Origin of the sequence: Neorhizobium sp. BETTINA12A (assembly GCF_023006485.1) — a bacterium.
In the GTDB taxonomy this organism is placed as follows: domain Bacteria; phylum Pseudomonadota; class Alphaproteobacteria; order Rhizobiales; family Rhizobiaceae; genus Neorhizobium.
The window spans coordinates 1-988 of the sequence record NZ_JALBGW010000342.1; the positions used below are offsets into that span (position 1 = coordinate 1).

General features: G+C 64.4%; 1 protein-coding gene and 1 pseudogene. Both read left to right on the plus strand.

The features are described from left to right. Positions 1-434 (plus strand): RluA family pseudouridine synthase (locus MOV61_RS30015; RefSeq protein ID WP_247139191.1); only part of this gene is annotated, 434 nt, incomplete at its 5' end. Positions 435-504: 70 nt separating this feature from the next. Next, a pseudogene (locus MOV61_RS30020) lies at positions 505-988 on the plus strand (AraC family transcriptional regulator); the annotation flags it as partial.

Consider the following 988-nt stretch of genomic DNA (forward strand, 5'->3'; position numbering starts at 1 on the left):
AGGGCACGATCGACGCGCCGCTCGGACGCGCCGGAGACCGCACCAAGCGCGCCGTGCAGAAGGAAGACGCAAGCGACGCCCGCGAGGCCATCACCCATTACCAGGTGATCGAACGGTTCCACGAGAAGCCGGATGCGACCGCGCTCGCCGCGCTGATCGAATGCCGGCTGGAAACCGGCCGCACCCATCAGATACGCGTGCACATGGCCCATATCGGCCACCCGCTGATCGGCGATCAGGATTACTCCGCCGGCTTCAAGACCAAGGCTAACCTGCTGCCGGATTTCGCCAAGAGCGTCGTCAACCGCTTTCCACGTCAGGCGCTGCACGCCTTTCTGCTCGCCTTCGAACACCCCCGCACCGGCGAGGTGATGGAATTCAAAGCACCGATGCCGGACGACATGGCTGAACTTATCGAGGCGCTGAAGGCATGAAACGGGTGGCCTGACGGGCTGCCGGAGAGTATATACCTGACGACATCCACGAGGTATCCCAAGGTCCTCCATGAGCCAGCTCGCCGTCACAAAGCTCCTCGATACTGACCTGATCAAGGTCCGCGACGTCGTGTGTGGCGGTGAATGCCGGCACCGGAGCGGCGAGGAATGCTCGCATGCAACCAGCCTCGTCTTCCCCTATCGCGGCGTGTTCATGCGCCATGTCGGCCGCGACGACACCGTCGCCGAGGCCAACCAGGTGCTGTTCTTCAACTGCGACGAGGCCTACCAGATCAGCCATCCGGTCGAAGGCGGCGATTCCTGCCTCAGCATGGACGTGCCCGAGGCGATGCTGGAGGAACTGGTCCCGGCCGAGCACCGCAATCCCAAGGGATCGCGCGTTGTCTTCAACAAGCAGCGGCTCAGGATCGATGAGCGCGCCCAGGCGCTGGTGGCGTTGCTGCGTCACAGCCTGATGCGTGGCACCGCCGAGACGCTGGAAGCCGAAACGCTGGCCATGACGCTGGTGCGCCGCTCCGTCGGCGTGCGTACCG